Source organism: Streptomyces sp. NPDC059037 (genome assembly GCF_042740015.1).
Lineage (GTDB): Bacteria > Actinomycetota > Actinomycetes > Streptomycetales > Streptomycetaceae > Streptomyces.
On the sequence record NZ_JBHYIG010000002.1, the window covers coordinates 1 to 21,817 of the forward strand.

The following is a 21,817-nucleotide window of genomic DNA, read 5'->3' on the forward strand; positions in this document are numbered from 1 at the left end:
GTGGGGAGGGCGCTGCTGAGCGTGGGCTGAGGCTCTGCCTCCGGCGGTTCTTTCCCCAACCCCGCCCCTTCCCGAACTTTCCGGCTCCGCCGGCCGCGAGGTGGCCGTAGATCACCGCCTTCGGCGAGTTCGTCCTCAAACGCCGGACGGGCCAAAAGTGCCATCTGCCGGGCAATCGGGTGGGTGGGCGGGAAAGAATCCGCCGCGAAGCGGCGGTCTTTCGGGAAGGGGCGGGTTGGGGAAGAAGAGTGCATGACCCGTGAGATCAAGGTGCACGGCACCACCGCAGCCGGATACGAAGCCGTACGGGACGAGTTCGCCGCTCTCCTCGCCGGGGAGAAGCCCGAGCATGCCGCGCAGCTCGCCGCGTACGTAAAGGGGAGGCAGGTCGTCGACCTGTGGGTGGGGCCCGACACGGACGGTGACACGCTCTTCGGGGTGTATTCGTCCACCAAGGGCGCCGCCCATCTCACGACCGCCCTGCTCGTGCAGGACGGGGTCCTCGACCTCGACAGGGAAGTGGCCCACTACTGGCCGGAGTTCAGCGCCGAGGGCAAGGGCGGCATCACCCTCCGGGAACTCCTCTCGCACCGCGCGGGCATCGTCGGCGCAGACACCGGCTTCACTCCGGAGGAGCTCGCCGACGACCGCGCCATCGCCGCCCGCCTCGCGACCCAGCGCCCCTACTGGCGCCCCGGTACCGCCTTCGGCTATCACGCGCTCTCCATCGGCGCGCTCGCCGGCGAAGTCGTCTTCCGGGTCACCGGGCGGACCTTGCAGGACATCTACGAGGAGCGTGTCCGCGCCCCCTACGGTCTTGACTTCCACCTCGGCCTCCCCGAGGCAAAAGAGCCCCGCTTCCGCTCCGTGCTGCCGATGATCCCGTCGGCCACGGAGCGCGCCTTCCTCGACGCACAGCCGCCGCAGCCGGACACCCTGAACTCCATCGCCTTCAACCGCAACGGTGCACAGCCCACCGACCTGGAGTCGCTCCCCAACTCCCGCCTCGTACGCGCCAAGGGGCCCGCCTCCGTCGGCGGTGTCGCCTCCGCGCGCGGTCTCGCCGGGATGTACGCGGCGGCGGTCGGCGGGCTCGACGGGCGGGAGCCGCTCCTGAAGGCGGACACCGTGGCCGAGTTCGGGCAGATCCATTCCAACGGGTACGACCTGGTGTCGCAGGCCCATAAATCGTTCGGGGTGGGGTTCCAGAACACCGCCGAAGCCGGGTACCCGTTCCTCGGCGCGGGGTCCATCGGGCACAAGGGCGTGGGCGGCTCGCAGGCGTTCGCCGATCCGCGCAGCGGGCTCGCGTACGGCTACACGCGGCGCAGGTTCCCCTTCCCCGGCGGACCGCCCCCGGAGGACGAGCGTCTCGTACGGGCCATCCATACGGCGGCGGTCACTGGCTGACCGGGGCACTCGCCGACCTGCCGGACCGCATGACAGAGGGCCGCACCCCTGCTTCGGGATGCGGCCCTCGTCACGTACGCGCGGTGCGGGTCAGGCGGTCGCCAGCTCCACCTTGATGTTGCCGCGCGTGGCGCTCGAGTACGGGCACACCTGGTGGGCCTGCTCGATCAGGGACTGCGCGGTGGCCGCGTCCACGTTCGGTATGGAGGCGGTGATCGCGACCTCCAGGCCGAAGCCGCCGGCCTCGTTCTGGCCGATGCCGACCTTCGCGGTCACGGTCGAGCCGGAGATGTCGGCGTTCGCCTTGCGGGCGACCACGCCGAGCGCGCCCTGGAAGCAGGCGCTGTAGCCGGCCGCGAAGAGCTGCTCGGGGTTGGTGCCGGCGCCGCTGCCGCCCATCTCCTTCGGCGGGTTGACGACGACGTCGAGCTTGCCGTCGTCGGTGGCGACGCGGCCGTCACGGCCGTTCTCGGCGGTGGCGACGGCGGTGTACTTGACGTCGATCTGCTGGATGGACATAAGTGCCGGTTCCTCCTGAGACGAGCCGCTCTGCGCGCCCACAGTGCGGCATTTTGGAAAGACTTTATCGGATGCCGGAAGGCGGCCATCCGTCGCCCGCCTCAGGAGGCCCAGCACAGCGGCTCAGACGAGGGAAACGATCATCTTTCCCGTGTTCTCGCCGCGGAGCATGCCGAGGAAGGCCTCCACGCCGTTCTCGACGCCCTCGACGAACGTCTCGTTGTACTTGAGCTCGCCGGAACGGATCCAGCCGCCGACCTCCGCGACGAACTGCGGCTGCAGCGCGGCGTGGTCGCCGACGAGCACGCCCTGCAGGCGGAGCCGCTTGCCGATGATCATGGCCATGTTGCGCGGGCCCGGTGTCGGCTCGGTGTCGTTGTAGCCGGCGATCATGCCGCAGATGGTGGCGCGGCCGTGCACGTTCATCCGGCTGATGGCCGCCTCGAGGTGCTCGCCGCCGACGTTGTCGAAGTAGACGTCGATCCCGTCGGGGGCGACCTCCTTCAGCTGCTCGGCCACCGGGCGCGGGTCCTTGTAGTTGAACGCCGCGTCGAAGCCGTACTCCTCCACCAGGAGCTTCACCTTCTCGTCCGAGCCCGCCGAGCCGACGACCCGCGATGCGCCCTTGAGCCGGGCCATCTGGCCGACCTGGGCGCCGACGGCACCGGCGGCGCCGGACACGAACACCGAGTCGCCCTCCTTGAAGGAGGCGACCTCGAAGAGGCCCGCGTACGCCGTCAGGCCCGTCATGCCGAGCACACCGAGGTACGCCGAGAGGGGCGCGGCCTTGCCGTCCACCTTGGTGGCGTGCTTGGCCGGGAAGGTCGCGTACTCGCGCCAGCCCGCGAAGTGCAGGACGTGATCGCCCACCGCGAGGCCCTCGGCGTTCGACGCGACGACCTCGCCGACCGCACCGCCCTGCATGGGCTCGTCCAGCTGGAACGGCGGGGTGTACGACTTCACGTCGTTCATGCGGCCGCGCATGTACGGGTCCACGGAGAAGTGCAGGTTGCGGACCAGGACCTCGCCGTCGGCCGGGGCGGTGACGGGGGCCTCGCGCAGCGCGAAGTCCTCCGGGACCGGCCAGCCGTGCGGGCGACGGACGAGGTGCCACTCGCGGCTGACGGCGGGGAGCTCTGCGGACTCGGGGGTGACGGACATGCGGGGCGCCTCTCGGAGAATGTTTCAGGTGGTGAAACAACCATGCGCCTATATATTTGATGATGTCAAGTAACGGGGTACTCTGATGCCATGGCCACCAGCAGCTCCCGCCCTCCGCGCACCGACCCCCTGACGCTCGAAGTCGTCGAGCTGATCGGCACGGTCGTGGCCCGCTACCACGAGGAGTACGAGGAGGCGGCGGGCAAGCACGCCCTCACCGGGGCGCAGGCGCGCGTCCTCGGCCTTCTCTCGCTCGAACCCGTACCGATGCGGCGCATAGCCCAGAAGCTGAAGTGCGAGCCGTCGAACATCACGGGGATCGTCGACCGCCTTGAGGCGCGCGGCCTGGTCGAGCGGCGCCCCGACCCGGCCGACCGCCGGGTGAAACTGGCCGCCCCCACGGACGAGGGCCGGCGGGTCGCACGGAGCCTGCGCGAATCCCTGAGCTTCGCCCGCGAGCCGCTGGCCGAGCTCACACACGAGGAGCGGCTGTCGTTGCGCGGGCTGCTGCGCAGGATGGTCGGCGAGAGCGAGGACTGAGCCTGCGCTACGTGCACCACCACAGGAACCGGTCGCACGTCTCCGACGGGGCCGGCTCCGGCTTCGGGTCGGGCTTCTGCGAGGTCGGCGGGGGCGCGGGGCGCGTGGTCTGCGGAGTGTCGGGGGTGTCCGGTGCGGAGCTGGTGACCGGGGCCTGGGAATCGGCCCCGCCGTCCGCCTTGTCCGCCTCCCTCTCCTTGGCCTCCTCGGACTTCTTCTTCCGCGCCGCCTCGTCCTTGTCGGTCGCGGACGCCGATGCCGTGGGGGTCGCCGACGCGGTCGCCGTGGCCCCGTCCTCGTACGCCGTCTCCTCGTCCCGGCCCGCCGACTCCCGTGCCGAAGGGCGCTCGCCCGCGTCCCCGTCCGGCGCGGACGCCGCCGTGGGGTCGTCGGACGGGCCCTCGGTGCCGAGCTCGGCCAGGCTCAGGCCGCCCGCGGCGAGTGCGAGGCCGGCCGTGGCAAGGAGGATCCTGCGGCGCCTGCGCCGGTGCGCCTTGCGGCCGCGCTCCTTGCGGCGGCGGCCCCGGACGCGCGGCGCCGCCACGTCGGACACACCCTCGGGGCCGTCCACCGCTTCCTGCTCGGCGGCGGCCTCCGCGTACTCACGGCAGGCTTCGGCCGGGGTTCCGCATCCCGGGCAGGCCAGGGCGCCGTTGAGGTGCCTGTGGCACGGGTGGCAGTAGTCCATGAGGCATGGAGGCTAGGTGAGCCACGGGGAACAGAGGAAGCGGCTGCCGTGAAGGTTGTGTGCGGAATCGAATGTTCCAGCGGAAAACGCCAGGTGGATGTGGTGCTACTCGGTCAACCCGGCCTGAAAGCACCGCTATCCGGCGAACGCCGCCTGTGCCACGCCCTGGCCCGCGCCCGGCACCACAAGGACCGAGCCGGAGAGCGGGTGCGGCGCGTCGAGTCCCGTGCGCGCGCTGGTGATGTAGAGGTCCCGCAGACCGGTGCCGCCGAACGCGCACGCGGTGGGGCGCGCCACGGGGAGTTCGATCACCCGGTCCAGGTCGCCGGACGGGGTGTAGCGGCGGACGGCGGCGCCGTCCCACAGGGCGACCCAGACGCAGCCGTCGGCGTCGACGGTGAGTCCGTCGGGGTATCCGGCGGTGTCCTCGACGACCGCCAAGGGGCGCCGGGAGCGCGGGAGTTGGTCGTCGCCGAGGTCCAGTACGTCGATGCGCCGGGTCGGGGTGTCGATGTAGTACATGTGGCGGCCGTCGGGGCTCCAGCCGATGCCGTTGCTCACGGATACGTCGCCGAACACCTCGGTGGCGGTGCCGTCGCCGGTGACACGGATGAAGTTGGCGGCGCCCGGTGTCTCGTCGTAGCACATGGTGCCCGCCCAGAGGGCGCCGTCCGGTGCGACCGCCGCGTCGTTGCCCCGGCGGCCCGGTACGGCATCGCGGTGCAGCCACCGGAAAGCGGAACCGTCGGACACGGCGTCGTAAAGACCCACTCCGTCCCGGAGGTTGACCACCAGGCCGCCGCCGGCGCGGGGCTTGGCGGCGCCGACGTGCTGCTCGGTGGCCATGACGGAGCGGTGCCCGGTCGACGGGTCGTAGGTGTGGACGCGTGAGCTCAGGATGTCGACCCAGATGAGCCGCCGGGCGGCGGCGTCCCACGTGGGGCCCTCGCCGAGTGCTGCCTGCGCGCGTACCGCTATGTCCATCCCGGCAGGCTACCCGCGCGCCGCCGATCGGCCCACCGGTCCCAGCTCTCCCCGCAACCTCCTTGCCCTCAGGACCAGTTCCAGCTCGAAGCGGCGGTCCGGGTCGTCCACCTCGTCGCCCCACAGTTCCCTGATCTGCCGCAGGCGGTAGCGCACCGTCTGCGGGTGGACGCCGAGCCGCGCCGCCACCTCGGGCGCACCGCCACGCGTCTCCAGCCAGGCGAGGAGGGTCTCGGCCAGGCGGCGGCCGTGTGCGGGACCGCAGTGGGCCAGGGGTGCGAGGCAGCGCCGGGCCAGGTCGTCGATGAGCTCCTCGGGCTGCAGCAGGACCAGGGCCTCGGTGTGCTCGGTGCAGTGCAGGACCTCGCCGGAGGGCAGCAGGCCGCGCTCCATCAGGCGGACGGCGGCCTGGGCCCAGCGCAGCGACTTGGCGGCGTCGGCCAGTGCCACGGGCGGGCCGATCGCGCCCGACCAGCCCGCCATGGCGCGACGAAGGAGTTCGGGGCGGCCCGCGGCATCGGGATCCGGGATGACCATGCGGGGCTGCTCGGTCTCCATGTCGAGCAGCACGCCTTGCCCGACGGCGGGCGCCACGGCCTCCCGCGCGGGCCTGAGCAGTACGCCGACGGCGACGCGTTCGGGCAGCTGCCAGCCGACTCGGGCGGCCCGTTCGTCGAGGGCGCCGCCCGGCTGTGCCGAAGCGGAGTACGGGCCACCGGCGGAAGCGGAATCGGCAGGCGCCCCGGTCCAGGGGTCGCCGCGCCGCTCGGAGAGCAGCAGCTCCATCAACTTCCTCTGCAGGCGCAGCCGTTCGCCCGCCTGCCGGGCCGCGGCCTCGGCGTAGCCGCGTACCGACTGGTCGACCAGGCCGTCGAGATACTCGAAGCCCGACTCGGCGAGTTCGTACATGGCGGGCGGCGGGATCTCGATCTGCTGGCCGATCTCGGCGAGGCGGCGCCAGGCGAGGCGCACGCCGAGCCGGTAGATGGCCTGCAGCGAGTCGAGGCTGCGGCCGTGCAGGCCCTCGCCGCGGCCGAATTCCTGGAAGACCTCCAGGGGATAGCACGGCCTGCCCTCGCCGGCCGCGATCTGCTGGACGAAGCCTTCGAGGGCGCGGCGGATGCCGATGAGCGCCATGGGCTCGCCCGAGTCGTCGAGGACCACGGGAAGCCCCGGGTACTCGGCGCGGATCTCCCGCAGGATGTCCTGGGCCAGCGCGGGCACCTCGTCCAGGGCGAGCGCGGCGAACTGCCGTACCAGCATCGGCGGGACATCCCGCCAGGCGGAACGGACGGACAGCGAACCCTGGCTCTCGCTCACGGGCACGGTCACTCACTGCCCCCGCGCGGCGGCTCGTAGTGCACGAGGGGCGTATTGGGCTGGTCCGGGGTCGCGTTCAGGACAGCGACGATGCCGAAGGCGGCGGCCACGGCGAGGGCGGCGGCGGCCACGGCGGTCAGTCCTGCGGCGAGCAATCGGTGCATGTCAGGGTCAGCCTCTCTGCTGGAGGTCGTCCCCACCCTGGTCGCACGGCTGGTGTTCGCACAGTCCCTTACCGGCCCCGCCCGGCGAGAGCACAGTCTCATCAATGCATTGACACAAAGTCAAGGGTCCGCCTAGCGTTCCGGCCCCATACGGCTCGGTAACCTTCGCCCCCGCCATCAGGAGTGCCGGATGCGCCGCACAGCCTCGCCCCTCTCGCTGGTCCTCCTGGGACTCGGCGTCTTCCTGCTCGTCCTGGCACCGCTGCTCGCGTGGTACGTCGAGCCGCGGGCAAAACGCACGCCAGTCGACATCGACACCATTACGGTCTTCAAGGGCAAAGGCAGTTATTTCGACACCGACAAGATCAAGACGGTACATAACAAGAACCTCACGATCACGCGTCAGGTACGCGGCAACGTGGAGGACAGCACCAAAGAGCACGCAGTCTGGGACGTGGTCACGTCGGTCGATCCCGACAAGTCCCTGCCGGCCGCGGACCCGCACGACTCGCTCCAGTTCACGCAGGAGCGCTGGGTCACCGACCGGGAGACCAACAGGCCGGTGCACTGCTGCGGCGAGAAGCCGTACTTCGAGGGCGAGGCCTACCTCAAGTTCCCCTTCGACGTGGAGAAACGCTCGTACGTCTGGTGGGACAACACCCTGGGTGCGACCGTCCCGCTGACCTTCCGCGGCACGAAGAAGATCCAGGGGTACGAGGGCTACCGCTTCACCGCCGAGGTCAAGCCCGCCAAGACCGGGACCCGGCTCGTGCCGGGGCGCCTGGTCGGGCAGCCCAAGCGCAGCAATGTGCTGGCCGAGGAGTGGTACGCCAACCACGGCGTGGAGCTGGTGGCCGACAAGACCACGGGCCGGATCATCTACGCCGCGGTCGGCCCCCGCAAGACACTGCGCGCGCCGGGCTCCGACAAGGACGCGACGGTGCTGCTCGACAGCGAGCGCATCGCGTTCACGGCCAAGACGCAGAAGACGCAGGTCGGCCTCGCCGACGACGACAGCAGCCGGCTGAAGCTGGTGGGCACGACGCTGCCCGTGGGTGCGGGTGCGCTGGGTGCGCTGCTCACCGCCGCGGGAGTCGTGCTCGTCATCAGGGGACGGCGGTCCAATAGCGGGGCAAATGGGTCCGGAGGGCCGGGTTCAGCAGCGGAGCCGGACGGTCCGAATAGTGATACGTCCCCAACCGCCCTGCAACCCACCACGATGTGATGAGACGTCAGCTAATGAAACCCCGGAAATTATCACTTCGGTGAGTAGCCGCGTCGAACAGGGCGGCGAAAACTATCCACCCCACCCGAACACAGTCCCCGCACCGCCCCCGCACAGACCGAGCACAGCACCTCCGCAAGACCCCGCACCACCTGAACACCCCCGCACCTGACCGAACGGTTCCACCCCCCACGGATCCGCACCCTGACGAGTTGGAGCACGCATGCCCCAGCACGTGCCATCCCCGCTGCGCGCCGCCACCCCTCGGGTCGCGCAGCGCCTTCCGGCGCCTCCCCCACAGCCGCGCCGGATCGTCTTCCTCGCCCGCCGCGACCTCGGCAATCCGGCCGCGGGCGGGTCCGAACTGCTCGTCGACCGGCTGGCCGACGGCCTGAGCAAGCTGGGCCATCAGGTCACCCTGCTGTGCGGGGGTCCTGCCGCCTTCCGCGACTACCGCGTGGTGTCGGCGGGCGGCGACCTCGGGCACTATCTGCGCTCGCGCTCCGCCTTCGCCCGGCAGGTCGGCGACTGCGACCTCCTTGTCGAGGTCTGCAACGGCATGCCGTACCTGGCGCCGCTGTGGCACCGCGGTCCCACGCTGTGCCTGGTCAACCACGTCCACACCGACCTGTGGGGGATGCGCTTCCAGGGCGCGCTCGCCCCCGCGGCCCGGCTCGGCCGAAGACTCGAGCACTGGTCGCTCTCGGGAGCCCAGCGCGGCAACCTGCTCGTGGCCGTCTCGCCGTCGACGGCCACCGCCCTGCGCGCGATAGGCGTGGAGCGGGAGCGAATACGGATCGTCCACAACGGGGTCGAAGAACCCGGCCCCCTCCATCCCCGCTCCGACGAGCCGCTGTTCCTCGCGATGGGACGGCTCGTCGAGTACAAGCGCATCGATCTGCTCCTGCGGCTCTGGGAGCGCGTCAGACCCGTCACCGGCGGCCGCCTCGTGATCGTCGGCGACGGTCCCGAACGGGCCCGCCTCGAACAGCTCGCGGGGCCCGGCGTGGAGTTCAAGGGCCATGTCTCCGAGGCGGAGAAGCACCGGCTGCTCTGCGAGGCCTGGCTGCTCCTGCACCCGTCGGCGGTGGAGGGCTGGGGCCTGGTCGTCACCGAGGCCGCCACGCGGTTCACCCCCGCGGTCGGCTTCGACGTACCCGGCATCCGCGACTCCATCGAGGACGGCGTCACCGGGCTCCTCGCCCGCGGCGAGAGTTCCTTCGCCGCCGCCTGGTGCGCCCTCGCACTGAGCGCCGAGCGGCGGACGGCCTTCGGCAAGGCCGCCGGCGAGCGGGCCGCCAGCTTCCGCTGGGCCAACTCCGTACGCGAGTTCCAGACGGTCGCCGCAGAGGCGGTCGCACATCACGCCTCCCAGGGGTCCGCGTGAAGGACCCTTCGCTGCGCCGTTCCCTGACCCTCTTCCGGGCCTTCCTGCGTGAGCAGCAGGAGCCCGAGCGGTGCTACACGCTGCTCGCCCGTGACGCCGCCGACCAGGTCGAGGCGTACGGCACGGTCAGGGACCGGATCGTCGTCGATGTCGGCGGCGGCGGTGGCTACTTCACCGAGGAGTTCCGGCGGCGCGGCGCGCAGAGTTTCCTCTTCGAACCGGACCCGGCGGAGCTCGGCGCCAAGCCCCCCGAGGGCTCGGTCGTCGCCGACGGCTATCTGCTGCCGCTCGCGGACGGCGTCGCCGACGTCACGTTCTCCTCCAACGTCCTTGAGCACGTGGACGACCCGCAGACGTTCCTCAGCGAGATGGTGCGGGTGACCAGGCCCGGCGGTCTGATCTATGTCTCGTTCACCAACTGGTACTCGCCGTGGGGCGGGCACGAGTGGGCGCCCTGGCACTTCCTGGGCGCCGACCGGGCCCGGGCCCGCTATGAGCGGCGTACCGGCAAGAAGGCCAAGCACACCCTCGGCGAGAACCTCTTCGCCCACCACATCGGCCCCACGCTGCGCCAGGTGCGGGCCAGGGACGACGTCTCCGTCGTGTCCGCACGGTCCCGCTACTGGCCGTTCCTGGCCGGCGGCATCACGAAGGTGCCCGGCGTGCGCGAGTTCGCCACCTGGAATCTCCTCCTCATCCTCAGGCGGTGTCCATGACCACGGTCCAGGCCCCACCCCCGGCGGCAGTCCGCCCCACGACTGCCGCCCCGGAACCCGAACGGGGGCCACGCTCCAAGCGCTGGCTGCTGGGGTTCTGGGCCGTTGTGCTCGTGCTCTTCCTCGCCGTCAAACCGGGGCGGATGACGTTCGACACCAAGCTCGGCGTCGCCGTCGACCCCTGGCAGTTCCTCTCCGATCTGGGCCAGCTCTGGCACGACCGGGGCGGCTTCGGCGGGATCCAGGACCAGTACGTCGGCTACGCCTGGCCGATGCTGCCGTTCTACGGCCTGGCCAAGCTCGTCCAGCTGCCGGTGTGGCTCGCGGAGCGGCTCTGGCTCTCGCTGATCGTGTCGGTCGCGTTCTGGGGTGCGCTGCGGCTCGCCGAGCGGCTGAAGATCGGCAACAGTGCGAGCAGGCTGCTCGGCGCGGTGGCGTACGCGCTGTGGCCGACGTTCACCGTGGTCGTCGGGTCGACGTCGGCGGCCGCGCTGCCCGGCGCGTTGCTGCCGTGGGTGCTGCTTCCGCTGACGAACGACCGGATCAGCGCGCGTCTGGCAGCGTGCCGCTCCGCGCTCCTCATCCCCTTCATGGGCGGTGTGAACGCGGCGGCGACGCTCGCGTCCCTGCTCCCGGTGGGCCTCTATCTCCTCTCCCGGCCGAACGGACCGCGCAAGCGGAAGCTGATCACCTGGTGGGTTCCGGGAGTGATCCTGGCGACCGCCTGGTGGGTGGTGCCGCTGCTGATGCTCGGCATCTACGGCGAGAACTTCCTTCCGTACGTGGAGAATTCGGCCACCACGACCGGCACGATGTCGGCCACGGAGACGCTGCGCGGCGCCGGCAACTGGGTCGCCTATCTGCACTTCGGCGAGGCCTGGCTGCCCGCCGGATGGACGGTCGCCACCTCCGTGATCGTCGTCGTCTGCTCGGCGCTCGCCGCCGCGCTCGGCCTCGCGGGCCTGGCCCGGCGTGATCTGCCCGAGCGGCGCTGGCTCGTCCTGACCGTGCTCTCGGTCGTCCTGGTCACCCTTGCCGGGTACGGCGGCGCGTTCGGCGCGCCCTTCCACGAGACCGTGCAGAGCTGGCTGAACGGCGGGCTCGTCCCCTTCCGCAACATCTACAAGTTCCAGACGGGCCTCGCGCTCGCGCTGGTCTTCGGCCTGATGCACCTGGTGGGCGTGGCCGCGCAGGCGCGCGGGGCGCGGCCGGTGAAGGGCCGCAAATACGCGCCGCTCATCGCCGCCGTACTCGTCCTGCCCGGACTCGCGTTCCCCTACCTCAACGGGTCGATCCTGCAGCCCGGTTCGTTCCAGAAGCTGCCCAACTACTGGCAGGCCACGGCCGACTGGCTGGAGAAGTACTCCCCCGACTCCCGCGCGCTCGTCGTGCCCGCGACCGCGCACGGCATCTACACCTGGGGCTCGCCCATCGACCAGCCCCTCGACGTGCTCGCCGAGTCCCGCTGGGCCCAGCGCGACTACGTCCCGTTCGGCACGCCCGGCAACCGGCGCGCGATGGACGCGGTGGAGCAGGCGCTCGCCACGGGCGGTGAAGTGCCTGGCCTGCGCGACTACTTGACCCGCGCCGGGATGTACTACGTCGTCGTACGCAATGACCTCGACCCCGACCAGATCGGCAACGTGCCGACCGCGACGGTGAAGCGGACCCTGGAGGAGTCGGGATTCGAGCGGGTCACCGGCTTCGGTCCCACCGAGACCGGCGGGAAGATCCCCAACGACACTCCGCTCCAGGTCGAGGGCCTGTATCCGCGCGAGCGCGCGGTGGAGATCTACGCCCCCGGCTCGGGCGCGGAACGCCCCGGCCAGGCCGGGATCAAGGCGGTCTCCAACACGGCCGTGGTGAGCGGCGGACCCGAGTCGCTGCTCCCGCTCTCCGCCGACCCCTCGATGCGGGACCGCCCCTCCGTCCTGACGGGCGACAACCACCCCGGGATCGGGGCGCCCGGACTCCAGGCGGTCGGTGACGGACTGCGCCGCGCGGACACCCGCTTCGGCCTGGTCAACAACAACACCTCCTATACGTACGGACCGGGCGAACGCAACGCGAGCGACGCCCTCCAGGACGCGGGCAAGAAGCCGCACCAGATCCTGCCCACCGACGGGATCGAGCACCAGACGACGGCGCAGCTGCGCGGCGCGAAGTCCGTCACCGCGTCGAGCTACGGCAACTGGCTCTTCCATCTGCCGCAGTACGACCCCGTGAACGCCTTCGACGGGAACCCCGGGACGGCCTGGGCCGAGGGCAGTCCCGGAAAGCCGAAGGGCTCGTGGATCAAGGCCGAGTTCCGGTCCAAGGAGTCGATCCCCTCCTCGATCAAGGTCATCCCGCTGCCGCAGGAGGGTGTGCGGGCCGCGCCCACCAAGGTGCGGGTGGAGACCGAGCAGGGCAGCGCCACCAGCACCCTGCAGCCCGACGGCATGCGGCAGCGGATCAAGTCGCCCGCCGGTGCGTCGAGTTGGCTGAAGATCACGATCCTGGACGCGCAGATCGGGCGCGCGGGTCTCACCGGTGCCGGGTTCTCCGAGATCACCGTGCCCGGTGTGAAGGTGACGAAGCTCCTGAAGATGCCGTCGGACACCGGCGGCTCGTCCAGGGACACCGCTGTCGGTGCCGACGCGACGACGTACTCGATGCACCGCTCGTCGGACCCGAGCGCGCTGTCGCCGGTGAACACCGAGTCGGGCCTGCACCGCCGCTTCACGACGCCCGCCGATGGCGACTACGAGGTGTCCGCGAGCGCGGTCGCCGTACCGGGCAAGGAGCTCGACAAGCTGCTCTACCAGGTGGCGCCCGAGCAGAAGGACCAGATCATCGCCACCGCAGAATCCACGTCGGGGCTCGGCTCAAGTCTGTCGCCGCGCAATCTGACGGACGGCGACCTGACGACGGGCTGGATCGCCGGCGACACTCCGGTCGTCCATCTGAAGTGGCCGGACAAGCAGGCGGTCGGCGAGATCGTCCTTCCGGCTGCCGGTGGTCTCTCGACGCGCCCCGAGAAGATCGAGATCAGCTCGCCGGACGGCGCCGCGATCGTGGGCGTCGACGAGAACGGCGTGGCGCGCTTCGCGCCGATCACCACGGACGAGATGACCATCACGATCACCGAGACCGCGCCGCTGACGGTGCACAACCCGGTGGCGGACGCCGAGTTGCAGCTTCCGGTGGGCCTGACCGAGGTGTACGTCCCGGCCCTGGACAAGTACCGCACCCCGCAGCCGGAGGCGTCCGCGACCTTCGAACTCGCCTGCGGCAAGGGCCCGGAGCTCGCCGTCGACGGCAAGCTGTACGCGACGAGCGCCAAGGGCTCGGTACGGGATCTGGTGGAGCGGCGTCCCGTCGAGGTGACGCTCTGCAGCCGGGGCGAGGAGAACACCAATGTGTCGCTCGGCTCCGGCGAGCACACCGTCGAGGCCGGTGACGCGGGTCCGCTGACCCTGATGGACGTCTCGCTGACGCAGGGCACGCCGGGCGCGATCGACCGGAAGTCCCGCTCCCTGGACATCAAGGACTGGCTCGGCGACCGGCGCGAGCTGTCGGTCGGCTCGGGCGCGGCCTCGTATCTCTCGACGTACGAGAACATCAACGACGGCTGGAAGGCGACGCTGAACGGCGAGGAGCTCTCGTCGGTACGCCTCGACGGCTGGCAGCAGGGCTGGCTGATCCCCAAGGGCGAGGGCGGCACCGTCAAGCTCACCTACGAGCCCTCGCGCGTCTACGAGATCGGCCTGATCGGCGGTGGCGTCGGCGTGCTCGCCCTGGCCGCCCTGGTCCTGATCCGGCGCCGCGAGCCGAACCCGGAAGGCCCGGACACGGCGCCGCCCGCGCCCGGACTCATCCTCGGCGCGGTCGCGCTGACGCTGGTCGCCGCGGTGATCGCGGGCTGGTTCGCGCTGATCGTGCCCGCGCTCGCCCTGCTCGCCTGGCGCCGCCACGCGCTGCTCGTGCCGCTCGCCTTCGTGGCGATGGCCGGGGCGGGCATCGCGGCGGCCATCGGTGCGGGCGAGCCGATCGCTTCGGACGAGGGGGCGTTCGGTCCCGCGGCCCAACTCCTGGCGATCATCGCGCTGTTCGCGGCGCTGGTGAGTGTGGGCTCCTCGGCTTCGGGGGGTGCGGTGCCTGCGGCTGCGGCTGCCGGGCCTGGGGGTTCGGATGATCCTTCCGGTCCTGACGGTCCTGGCGGCCCCGACTCCCCCGGCGGCCCCGGCAGCGGCGGCGCGACGCCATGGGGCCCGCCGCCCCAGGCCGCCCCGCCCGCGGCTCCCCCGCCGGCCCCGGACCCCTCGACGGGACCCCTCCCGCTGGGCCCCGACCGGGACCTGGGCACCCAGCCGCTGCCCCGCCGCAAGCGCGGGGAGAGCGGACCGGGGGCCGGTGCGGAAACGGAAGGCGAGTCGTCGGAGGGCGAGCCGCAGGCCGCCAGTTCGACCATCTCCGCCCGGGGGCCCGCGTCCGCCCAGCCGGAACCCGCCCCGCCGGGCGAGCGCACCACACGGTTCAGGCGGCGCAGGCCGAAGGCTTCGGGCGGGTTCGCGGGGACCGCGGCCCCGGCAGGCCCGGGGGAGGACACAGAGCGATGACCGCACTCGACCAGCCGGCACGTCACGCGGACGGACCCGAACGGCGGCCGAAACGCGTGCCGTTCCCCGTCGTCGACGAGGTCGCAAGGCACTGCCTCCAGGAGGAGGAGCCGGAGACGGTGCACATCGAGGTGCACCTGCCGGGCACCCCGGACCCGGCCCGGCTGAAGGCCGCGTTCACCGAGGCCCTGCGCCGCCACCCGCGCATCCTGATGCGGGAGGCGCCGGGGCCTTGGTACCGCCGCCGCTACGAGTGGGAACTGACGGCCGAACCGGACGTCGAGGTCGTCACGTTCCCGCCGCCGGAGCGGGACGCGCTGAAGAAGGCCCGCATACGTTCCCTCTCCGACTCGCCGCCGCTGAGCGCGTCGCCGCCGATCCGCATGGAGGTGATCGCTTCCGAGGCGGCAGACGGCCGCCCCGAGGACAGCACCCCCAGCGTTCTCTTCCTCACCATCAACCACACCGCCCTCGACGGCCCCGCCTGCCTCCGCGTGCTCGCGACCGCCGCCGAGCTGTACGGCGGCCAGGACAACTCACCCGCCGCTCCTCCCCCGTTGCGTACGGCCCCGTCGCCCGCCCCCGAGGCGGAACCGGCCCCGGTCGACACGCCCTCCGGGTGGGCGCCCCCCGCCCGGGTGTCCAAGGGGACGCCCGAGCCGTCCCCGGGCAACGGCATGCTCGTCGCGGAGCTTGCCGTGCCGCACCGGCCCAAGGGCTCGCCCTTCACCGTGAACGACCAGCTCATGGTGGCGACCGCGCTGATGATCGCGCACTGGAACCGGGAGCACGGCTCGCGCCCCCGGCCGTTCCGGATCACGATGCCCGTGGACGACCGGCCGCGCGACATGGAGATGCCGATCGGCAACGGCACCCGGCTCGTCGAAGTCCCCTTCAGTGCGGGCGAGTTGACCGGGAAGGAATGGGGACCCGAGGAAATCGGCGCACTGCTGCGGCGCACCGCCGAGCGCACCCGCGCCCTCAAGGCCCTCACCCGGCCCCAACTCGGCCACGGAGCCGCCCTGTTGACCTCCCCCGTGCTTCCCGTCACCGTCCGGGCCGCCCTCACCCGCGGGCTGCGCAGGGCCGCCGGGCCCTGGACCTCCACCACGCTGCTCAGCAACATCGGCCGCGTGCCGTACCCGCTCGACTTCGGTGACGCGGGACGCGCGTACGCCGTCTGGTTCTCCGCGCCCGCCCGCCTTCCGCGCGGCCTGACCGTGACCACCGCGTCCACCGCGGGCCGCCTCCATCTCGCCCTGCGCTGGTCGAAGACGCTGCTCAGCCATGGGGACGGGGCCCATCTGCGGGACCTCTTCGAGCACTATCTGCACGCCACGGAGGAGGGCACCTCGTCATGACAGCGCCCACCAGCTCCACCAGCTCCACGAGCAGCGCCCCCCGCGACCTGCGGGACTTCTACGAGGACCCGTCCGTCCCCGTCGCGTCCGGCGACGCCCGCAGCCTGCGCCAGGCCCGGATGCTCGCCGACGCCCTGGGCCCCGCCACATCGCGCACCGCCGTCGTCCTCGACATCGGCTGCGGCGACGGCACCGCGGCGGCGGCCGCTGCACCGTTCCTCGCGGGGCACCGCGTCATCGGCGTCGACTGGTCCCAGGACGCCCTCAAGCGCGCCCACTCCCATCTCTCGTACGTCGTACGCGGTGAACTCACCGACGGCGGGCTTCCGTTCGCGGACGGCTCGGCCGACGCCGTGCTGTTCAGCGAGGTCATCGAGCATCTCGTGGACCCCGACAGCGCGCTCGACGAGTTGCGCAGAGTCCTCAGGCCGGGCGGCCATCTGATGCTGTCCACGCCGAACCTCGCCGCCTGGTACAACCGCGGGCTGCTGCTCGCCGGGGTGCAGCCCGTCTTCTCCGAGGTGAGCCTGCGCGGCATCCACGGCCGCCCCGGCACCGAGGTCGTCGGGCATCTGCGGCTCTACACCGCGCGCGCCCTGCGGGAGTTCGTCGCCGCGTCCGGCTTCGACGTCGTCCGCGTCGCGGGCGCGCCCTTCCACGGCGTACCACGACCACTGCGCGCCCTGGACCGGCTCGCCTGCGCGGTGCCGAGCGCCTCGTCGATCCTGCTGCTGCACGCCCGAAGGACTTAGAGCCATGTGGTGGGGTGTGGCCGCCGCTCTGCTGGCGAACGTGCTCTACAGCACCGGGTTCGTCCTGGAGAAGCGGGCCCTGACTTCGATGCCGTCCGTCAGCGTGCGAAGCCCGGCGCGGCTCCTGAAGCAGGTGATCAGCAGCCCGCTGTGGATCGGCGGATCGCTGGCGCTCGCCGCCGGGTTCGGCGCGCAGCTCGCCGTCTACCGGACGCTGCCGATCGCCGCCGCGCAGGGCATCTTCGTATCCGGACTCGTCCTTCTGCTGCTGCTCTCCGCCAAGCTGCTCGGCGAGCAGACCTCCGGGCGCGAGCGGTACGCCGTCGGGGCCATCCTGGCCGCGCTGCTCATGGTGGTGCTTTCGCTGCGGGAGGGCTCGGACACGGTCAGCCGCAGCGCGCCCGTGCCGCTGGTCCTCGCCGTCTGTCTGCCCTCGCTCGCGGCGGGGGTCCTGCTGTACGGATCGGCCGAGCGCCGGGCCAGGCACCGGCACCGGCTTCCGACGACCGGCGTCGAGTACGGGGTGGCCGTCGGGCTGCTCTACGGCGTGAGCTCGCTCGCCATCAAGGGCGTCTCCAGCTATCTGACGACGGAGGGGCTCGGCTCGGCGCTGCTCGATCTGCTGGGCTCCCCGTATCCGTATCTCCTGCTCTTCACCGGCGTGTTCGGCCTGGTCATGTCGCAGGCGGCGCTGCAGCGCTGCCGGGCCTCGCTCATCGTGCCCGTGTGCACGACGGTCACCGCGCTGTTCACCGCCGTGCTCGGGACCCTGGCCTTCGGCGAGCCGCTGCCGGAGGAACCGCTGCGGCTCGCCCTGCGCATCGCGGGCACGGCGCTCGCGGTGTCCGTGCTGCTCGCCATGCCCAAGCACGACCCCCGACCCGATCCGCCTGCCCAACCCCCCACCCCCACCAAGGAGCTGACCAGCTGATGAACCCCGAAGACCCACTCCTCAAGATCCTCGCGTGCCCGCTGGACAAGGGCCCGCTGCACCTCCTTGAGCCCGAGGAACCCCTCGTGCCGGAAGAGGTCCTCTACAACCCGCGGCTGCGCCGCCGCTACCCGATCATCGACGGCATACCGCAGCTCCTCCCCTCCTCCGGCGAGCAGATACCGGAGGACGAGCACGAGCAGCTCCTGAAGCGGATCTCGCCGTGACGGGGCCCGACAAGACTGCGGCGGGGCCCCACAAGACCGTCGCCGCCCGCCTCGCCCCGCACCTCCCCGCCCGGCTGATCGGTGCCCTGGCCCGGCTCGTCTACCCCCGCTTCGAACCGGAGCTCGCCCGGCTCGGCGACCTCTGCCCGCGCGGCTGCTCCACGGCGGTCGACGTCGGCGGCTGGTACGGCCCGTGGTCGCGGCGCCTGGCGTCCCGCGCGCGCCGCGTGGTGACCGTGGAGCCGGTGCCGCATCTGGCCCGCCTCCTGGAGGACTCCACGCCCGGCAACGTCCGGGTGATCCAGGCCGCGGCCACCGACCGTCCCGGCACGGCGCGCCTCTGGCTGCCGCGCGGCGACCGGGGCGACCGGGGTGTCTCCTCGCTCATCCGCAGGGACATCCACGCGAAGGCGGTCGACGTACCCTGCCTGACGCTCGACGGACTCGGCCTGCGCGACGTCGACTTCATCAAGATCGACGTGGACGGCAACGAACTCCAGGTCCTTCGCGGCGCGCACGATCTGCTCGCCCGCGACCGCCCGGCGCTCTTCATCGAACTGGAGTCCCGTATCCAGCCGATCACCCCGATCGTCGACCTGCTCACCCGGCACCACGGCTACCAGGGCTGGGTCCTGCCGCACGACACCTGGCTGCCGCTGGCGGGCTTCGACCTGGAGGCGCACCAGCACGACACGGCGTACGTCGTGTCGCAGGGACTGCTGCGCAGAGCCCTCACGCCCCGGCACCCCCGGTACGTCAACTCGGTGCTCTTCCTTCCCCGCGGCCGCCGCCCGGGAGGCGCCGCGGTGCGCGACCATGGAGCCCATGTCCGCTAGCTCCGCCTCCGCCTCCTCGCCGAAGCCCGGCCCGTTCACGCCGCTCGACTTCCAGCTGGTCCTGTTGCGCCGCATGGCCGACCACAACCCGGACCTGGTGGAGGACGCCCGCCACGAGCTCGGCGTCTCCATCGCGGACATGCGCGAGGCCAACCGCCGCTGGCAGGCGATGACCCGCTCCCCTCGCGCACGGGGCTCGGCCTCCCGATACCGCTCGGTGCTCGGCCCACCGGCCGCCACCGTGCCCCGCCGCATCGGCGACCTGGAGTGCGAGGCCCTGCTGTGGCCGGTGCCGCTCTGGCCCACCCTGCGTTTCGAGGTGCTGCTCGCACCGAACGGCGCCGCGTGGAACGAGTGGCTGGTCCGGGCTCCGGGCACCCCCGGACCCGAACTGCGTACGGTGGACGACCTCACCCCCTGGTCGTGCACGGTCGACGAGGCCGCCCGCGCGTTCGCCCCGGCCCGCCCGATGGAGGGAACGGCACCGACACGCTGGCGGCTCGTCTTCACTGCTCCCGACGGTTCGGGTCAACCACGGCGCTGCGTCGCGGAGTTCACCTGGGGGCTGCTCCAGCGGGTGTCGTTCCCGGACGGCGCCTGAGGCCTGAGGAGTGCCACCGCGAGGGCCGACGCCACCAGCAGCGCGCTGACCCACAGCGGCGAGCGGTAGCCGAGCCCCGCGCCCAGGGCGAGTCCGCCGCCCACCGGTCCGATCGCGGCACCCACGTTGAGCGCGGCCGTGGCGAAGCCGCCCGCCAGCGTGGGGGCGCCGGTCGCGGCGTACAGCACCTGGGTGATCAGCGCCGAGCCGACGCCGAAGGACAGCCCGCCCTGGACGAGGACGAGCAGGACCGCGGCCACCGGGTTCCCCGCGGTCAGCGCGAAGAGCACCCAGCCCGCGAGCAGCGCGAGCGCGCCGCAGAGGAGGAAGGGGACGGGCCGCACGTCCGCGAACCGCCCCGCGAGGGTGACCCCGACGAACGACCCCACGCCGAACAGCGCGAGCAGCACGGGCACCCGACTCTCCGCGAAACCGGTGACGTTGGTGACCAGCGGCGCGAGGTAGGTGAACGTACAGAAGGTGGCGCCGTTCACCAGCGCCGCCAGGAGCAGCGTCACCAGGAGCCGCGGCGCGCGCAGCGACCGCAGCTCCCCGCGCGCGTCGGTCCCGGCCGTGTCGGGGGCGCCGGCGGGCACGGACCGCAGGATGGCGACGACGGCGGGCACCGAGACCAGCGCCACCGCCCAGAACGCCGACCGCCACCCCCAGTACTGCCCGAGCAGCGCACCGCCGGGCACGCCCGCGACGCACGCGATGGTGACCCCGCCGAGCAGGACGGAGGTGGCCCGCCCCTTGGCGTCCGGCGCGACCATGCCGGTGGCGGCGACGAGCGCCACGGCGAGGAATCCCGCGTTGGCGAGCGCACCGACGACACGCGTCGCGAGCAGCACCGCGAAGCTGCTGGTCAGCGCCCCGACGACATGGACGAGCAGAAAGGTCACGAGAAAGCCGAGCAGCGCGTTCCGGCGCGGCCGGCGGCGGCTGAGGACGGCCATCAGCGGGGCACCGACGACCATCCCCACGGCGAAGGCCGAGGTGAGGGTGCCCGCGGCGGACAGGGACACGTTCAGATCGGCGGCGATGTCGGGGCCGAGACCCGAGAGCATGAACTCGGAGGTGCCTTGCGCGAAAACGGCAAGTCCGAGCATGTAGATGGCAAAGGGCATGAAGAAGCTCCGCAGAAAGGGAAGGGGATGTCAGTCCACGACGGCGGAGCTCCAGGGCCGGAAGGGCCACAGAGATGCTCAGCCACCGGACATGCCGGGCCGGTGGCTAGAGTCTGTCGGACTCAGGACTGGACATGGCGGCAGGCTAATCACGCCGCACGCACCACGTCCACCCGATTAACTCGCGGCGGTCAGGATCTCCTCCGTCACCGCTGCCAGCGAGCCCGGATGCAGGTCGATGAAGAGGTTCGGCTCGACGAGTTCAAGCTCCATGACGCAGGGGTTCCCGGCCGCGTCGTCGACGAGGTCCACCCGGGCGTAAAGCAGCTCGGGCGCGCCCGGCACCGCGGCCAACGCCCGCTCGGCAACGTCGAGTTCAGCAGCGGTAGGCACCCACGTGCGCAGATCGGGGTGCGGCATCTTCTCATCGTCATAGGCCGCCCCCGGCGCAAGCACCGCACCCTTCTGGACGGCGTGCAGGAACCGCCCGCCGACAAAGACGAGCGCACGCTCGCCGGTCTCGTCTATGCGGGGCATATACGGCTGCACGATCGCGGTGAACCCGTCCTCGTGCATCTTCGCGACATGCTTCGACGCGGCCTCGTGCTCGCCCGCCCCGTACCGGGCCGCGAGACGCGCACCGGCCCCCGACGTCGGCTTCACGACGAACTCGCCGCCGCCGTCCGGGAACTCGATCGGGTCACCGGCCGCCAGAAACCGGGTGGGCACGACGGGGACCCCCGCGTCCGCGAGCTCCCCCAGGTACCGCTTGTCGGTGTTCCACCGCACCACGGACGCCGGATTGGCGAGGACGGTGAGCCGCGCGACGCGTCCCGCCCAGGCCAGGAACTCGGCGCCGCGCCAGCTGTAGTCCCAGGTGGACCGGATGACGACGAGGTCGAACCGCTCCCAGTCGACCCGGGGGTCGTCCCAGGTCACGGTGGCCACGTCAGCCCCCGCCTCTCCGAGCGAGCGCGCAAGCTCGGGGAGATCACGGTCGATGCCGGTCTCCAGCTGGATGCTGCTGGTGACCAGCGCGATCGTGGGGCGGTCGGGTGACACGGAGGCCTCCTGGGGTCGGTTGTGCGCACCGCAGGCTAGCAATCGCTCGACGTGCGCCCGACAACGCCCATGCGCAGGTCACCGGGGTGTTCCGACCAGGCCCGCCTCGTAGGCGATGACCACCAGTTGCCCCCGGTCGCGGGCACTACGCGGCGTGGCCCCTGGCGGCCGCCGTCGTCGCGGTGACGGCGGTGCACCGCCGGGA

General features: G+C 71.9%; 20 protein-coding genes. 12 read left to right on the forward strand and 8 right to left on the reverse strand.

Features of this window, described 5'->3' with window-relative positions:
• Window positions 1-252 precede the first annotated feature (252 nt).
• Entirely contained in the window at window positions 253-1,410 is a 1,158-nt protein-coding gene (locus tag ACFWY6_RS00590; RefSeq protein ID WP_384684474.1) for a serine hydrolase domain-containing protein, read from the forward strand.
• Between the two features lie 90 nt (window positions 1,411-1,500).
• On the opposite strand, the gene ACFWY6_RS00595 is transcribed toward ACFWY6_RS00590, so the two are convergent.
• Both ACFWY6_RS00595 and ACFWY6_RS00600 read right to left on the reverse strand, forming a co-directional pair.
• Window positions 1,501-1,929, reverse strand: coding sequence for an organic hydroperoxide resistance protein (locus ACFWY6_RS00595; protein WP_384684477.1), 429 nt, complete (start codon window positions 1,927-1,929; stop codon window positions 1,501-1,503).
• A 123-nt stretch (window positions 1,930-2,052) separates the two neighbouring features.
• Window positions 2,053-3,090: an NADP-dependent oxidoreductase gene (locus ACFWY6_RS00600; RefSeq protein WP_384684480.1), complete on the reverse strand. Its 1,038-nt coding sequence runs from the start codon at window positions 3,088-3,090 to the stop codon at window positions 2,053-2,055.
• 90 nt (window positions 3,091-3,180) lie between these two features.
• Here ACFWY6_RS00600 and ACFWY6_RS00605 point away from each other — a divergent pair, with 90 nt between their 5' ends.
• Window positions 3,181-3,630, forward strand: coding sequence for a MarR family winged helix-turn-helix transcriptional regulator (locus ACFWY6_RS00605; protein ID WP_384684483.1), 450 nt, complete (start codon window positions 3,181-3,183; stop codon window positions 3,628-3,630).
• Between the two features lie 7 nt (window positions 3,631-3,637).
• Here ACFWY6_RS00605 and ACFWY6_RS00610 read toward each other — a convergent pair whose 3' ends face one another.
• From ACFWY6_RS00610 to ACFWY6_RS00625, 4 genes are all read right to left on the reverse strand, one after another.
• Entirely contained in the window at window positions 3,638-4,318 is a 681-nt protein-coding gene (locus ACFWY6_RS00610) for a hypothetical protein (RefSeq protein ID WP_384684486.1), read from the reverse strand.
• A 135-nt stretch (window positions 4,319-4,453) separates the two neighbouring features.
• Window positions 4,454-5,302, reverse strand: coding sequence for an SMP-30/gluconolactonase/LRE family protein (locus ACFWY6_RS00615; protein ID WP_384684489.1), 849 nt, complete (start codon window positions 5,300-5,302; stop codon window positions 4,454-4,456).
• A 9-nt stretch (window positions 5,303-5,311) separates the two neighbouring features.
• A complete protein-coding gene (locus ACFWY6_RS00620; protein ID WP_384684767.1) occupies window positions 5,312-6,565 on the reverse strand; it encodes a helix-turn-helix domain-containing protein in 1,254 nt (417 codons plus the stop codon).
• Between the two features lie 65 nt (window positions 6,566-6,630).
• A complete protein-coding gene (locus tag ACFWY6_RS00625) occupies window positions 6,631-6,786 on the reverse strand; it encodes a hypothetical protein (protein ID WP_360762496.1) in 156 nt (51 codons plus the stop codon).
• A 190-nt stretch (window positions 6,787-6,976) separates the two neighbouring features.
• Between ACFWY6_RS00625 and ACFWY6_RS00630 the strand changes: the two genes are divergently transcribed.
• From ACFWY6_RS00630 to ACFWY6_RS00675, 10 genes are all read left to right on the forward strand, one after another.
• The gene (locus ACFWY6_RS00630) at window positions 6,977-8,011 is read left to right on the forward strand and encodes a DUF3068 domain-containing protein (protein ID WP_384684493.1); all 1,035 of its coding nucleotides are present in this window, start codon (window positions 6,977-6,979) and stop codon (window positions 8,009-8,011) included.
• A 223-nt stretch (window positions 8,012-8,234) separates the two neighbouring features.
• The gene (locus ACFWY6_RS00635) at window positions 8,235-9,398 is read left to right on the forward strand and encodes a glycosyltransferase family 4 protein (RefSeq protein WP_361822860.1); all 1,164 of its coding nucleotides are present in this window, start codon (window positions 8,235-8,237) and stop codon (window positions 9,396-9,398) included.
• Entirely contained in the window at window positions 9,395-10,114 is a 720-nt protein-coding gene (locus ACFWY6_RS00640; protein WP_266867377.1) for a class I SAM-dependent methyltransferase, read from the forward strand. The genes ACFWY6_RS00635 and ACFWY6_RS00640 overlap by 4 nt, the downstream gene beginning before the upstream one ends.
• Complete coding sequence (locus ACFWY6_RS00645; RefSeq protein ID WP_384684770.1) at window positions 10,111-14,715, forward strand: DUF3367 domain-containing protein; 4,605 nt, start codon at window positions 10,111-10,113, stop codon at window positions 14,713-14,715. Before ACFWY6_RS00640 ends, ACFWY6_RS00645 begins: the two co-directional genes overlap by 4 nt.
• Window positions 14,712-16,076 carry a condensation protein gene (locus ACFWY6_RS00650; protein ID WP_384684497.1) on the forward strand — a complete coding sequence of 455 codons (1,365 nt, stop codon included), beginning with the start codon at window positions 14,712-14,714 and terminating at the stop codon, window positions 16,074-16,076. Before ACFWY6_RS00645 ends, ACFWY6_RS00650 begins: the two co-directional genes overlap by 4 nt.
• The gene (locus ACFWY6_RS00655; protein WP_384684500.1) at window positions 16,073-16,828 is read left to right on the forward strand and encodes a class I SAM-dependent methyltransferase; all 756 of its coding nucleotides are present in this window, start codon (window positions 16,073-16,075) and stop codon (window positions 16,826-16,828) included. Before ACFWY6_RS00650 ends, ACFWY6_RS00655 begins: the two co-directional genes overlap by 4 nt.
• Window positions 16,829-16,844: 16 nt before the next feature.
• On the forward strand, window positions 16,845-17,759 hold the full coding sequence (locus ACFWY6_RS00660; protein WP_384684773.1) for a hypothetical protein: 915 nt from the start codon (window positions 16,845-16,847) through the stop codon (window positions 17,757-17,759).
• Window positions 17,759-17,986: a Trm112 family protein gene (locus ACFWY6_RS00665; protein WP_266867372.1), complete on the forward strand. Its 228-nt coding sequence runs from the start codon at window positions 17,759-17,761 to the stop codon at window positions 17,984-17,986. Before ACFWY6_RS00660 ends, ACFWY6_RS00665 begins: the two co-directional genes overlap by 1 nt.
• Complete coding sequence (locus tag ACFWY6_RS00670) at window positions 17,983-18,822, forward strand: FkbM family methyltransferase (protein WP_384684503.1); 840 nt, start codon at window positions 17,983-17,985, stop codon at window positions 18,820-18,822. Before ACFWY6_RS00665 ends, ACFWY6_RS00670 begins: the two co-directional genes overlap by 4 nt.
• Complete coding sequence (locus ACFWY6_RS00675; RefSeq protein WP_384684506.1) at window positions 18,803-19,423, forward strand: hypothetical protein; 621 nt, start codon at window positions 18,803-18,805, stop codon at window positions 19,421-19,423. The genes ACFWY6_RS00670 and ACFWY6_RS00675 overlap by 20 nt, the downstream gene beginning before the upstream one ends.
• Here the strand turns inward: ACFWY6_RS00675 and ACFWY6_RS00680 are convergent.
• On the reverse strand, window positions 19,351-20,550 hold the full coding sequence (locus ACFWY6_RS00680; protein ID WP_384684509.1) for a Cmx/CmrA family chloramphenicol efflux MFS transporter: 1,200 nt from the start codon (window positions 20,548-20,550) through the stop codon (window positions 19,351-19,353). The genes ACFWY6_RS00675 and ACFWY6_RS00680 overlap by 73 nt on opposite strands.
• A gap of 177 nt (window positions 20,551-20,727) precedes the next feature.
• Complete coding sequence (locus tag ACFWY6_RS00685; protein WP_384684512.1) at window positions 20,728-21,612, reverse strand: RimK family alpha-L-glutamate ligase; 885 nt, start codon at window positions 21,610-21,612, stop codon at window positions 20,728-20,730.
• Window positions 21,613-21,817 lie beyond the last annotated feature (205 nt).

Bases quoted from the DNA above. Each gene is read 5' to 3' on its own strand.
- ACFWY6_RS00620 (WP_384684767.1), bottom strand. From the start codon at position 6,565: ATGCTGGTACGGCAGTTCGCCGCGCTCGCCCTGGACGAGGTGCCCGCG.
- ACFWY6_RS00605 (WP_384684483.1), top strand. From the start codon at position 3,181: ATGGCCACCAGCAGCTCCCGCCCTCCGCGCACCGACCCCCTGACGCTC.
- ACFWY6_RS00655 (WP_384684500.1), top strand. From the start codon at position 16,073: ATGACAGCGCCCACCAGCTCCACCAGCTCCACGAGCAGCGCCCCCCGC.
- ACFWY6_RS00610 (WP_384684486.1), bottom strand. From the start codon at position 4,318: ATGGACTACTGCCACCCGTGCCACAGGCACCTCAACGGCGCCCTGGCC.
- ACFWY6_RS00600 (WP_384684480.1), bottom strand. From the start codon at position 3,090: ATGTCCGTCACCCCCGAGTCCGCAGAGCTCCCCGCCGTCAGCCGCGAG.
- ACFWY6_RS00635 (WP_361822860.1), top strand. From the start codon at position 8,235: ATGCCCCAGCACGTGCCATCCCCGCTGCGCGCCGCCACCCCTCGGGTC.
- ACFWY6_RS00680 (WP_384684509.1), bottom strand. From the start codon at position 20,550: ATGCCCTTTGCCATCTACATGCTCGGACTTGCCGTTTTCGCGCAAGGC.
- ACFWY6_RS00595 (WP_384684477.1), bottom strand. From the start codon at position 1,929: ATGTCCATCCAGCAGATCGACGTCAAGTACACCGCCGTCGCCACCGCC.
- ACFWY6_RS00590 (WP_384684474.1), top strand. From the start codon at position 253: ATGACCCGTGAGATCAAGGTGCACGGCACCACCGCAGCCGGATACGAA.
- ACFWY6_RS00650 (WP_384684497.1), top strand. From the start codon at position 14,712: ATGACCGCACTCGACCAGCCGGCACGTCACGCGGACGGACCCGAACGG.
- ACFWY6_RS00645 (WP_384684770.1), top strand. From the start codon at position 10,111: ATGACCACGGTCCAGGCCCCACCCCCGGCGGCAGTCCGCCCCACGACT.
- ACFWY6_RS00630 (WP_384684493.1), top strand. From the start codon at position 6,977: ATGCGCCGCACAGCCTCGCCCCTCTCGCTGGTCCTCCTGGGACTCGGC.
- ACFWY6_RS00615 (WP_384684489.1), bottom strand. From the start codon at position 5,302: ATGGACATAGCGGTACGCGCGCAGGCAGCACTCGGCGAGGGCCCCACG.
- ACFWY6_RS00625 (WP_360762496.1), bottom strand. From the start codon at position 6,786: ATGCACCGATTGCTCGCCGCAGGACTGACCGCCGTGGCCGCCGCCGCC.
- ACFWY6_RS00665 (WP_266867372.1), top strand. From the start codon at position 17,759: ATGAACCCCGAAGACCCACTCCTCAAGATCCTCGCGTGCCCGCTGGAC.
- ACFWY6_RS00675 (WP_384684506.1), top strand. From the start codon at position 18,803: ATGGAGCCCATGTCCGCTAGCTCCGCCTCCGCCTCCTCGCCGAAGCCC.